The organism is Rhizobium sp. 18055, assembly GCF_902706285.1.
Taxonomy (GTDB): Bacteria; Pseudomonadota; Alphaproteobacteria; order Rhizobiales; family Rhizobiaceae; genus Rhizobium.
The window spans coordinates 1-407 of record NZ_CACSKD010000400.1; the positions used below are offsets into that span (position 1 = coordinate 1).

1 protein-coding gene is annotated in these 407 nt (G+C 74.9%); it reads right to left on the minus strand.

Features of this window, described 5'->3' with window-relative positions:
• Window positions 1-154 precede the first annotated feature (154 nt).
• Window positions 155-407 (minus strand): hypothetical protein (locus GVL52_RS32460; protein ID WP_200848048.1); only part of this gene is annotated, 253 nt, incomplete at its 5' end.

Below are 407 nucleotides of genomic sequence, written 5' to 3' on the forward strand. Positions count from 1 at the left end.
CAGTACATCCGCATCAACGGCACGGTGGTCGGAGGCCTGATCGGGCTGGTGCTGTTCGCGCTCTCGCACGCCTCCGAGCTGGCCCGGGGCCTGGGCGCCCTGGCCGGCTGAGCGCGCCTTGCCGCGGACCGGCCCCGGCGTGCGGCGCGGCCGGTCAGCCGTCCCGGTCCTTGCGCTGCGCTTCCCCGGCCTCGTGCGCCCGCGCGATGGCCAGGATCACCTCGCGCGCCAGCCGGCGCTGGGGCACGGGCAGCTTGAGGTAGATGTCGAAGAGTTCGCGGTCGTCGTAGCCCAGCCCCGCATGCCACTTGTGGAGGGGCTCGCCGGTGGCGCGCAGGGCCGCGCCCTCGCCCGCGTCGACGAAATCCTCCAGGGGCACGCGCAGCCACTGCGCCAGCGTGGTGAGC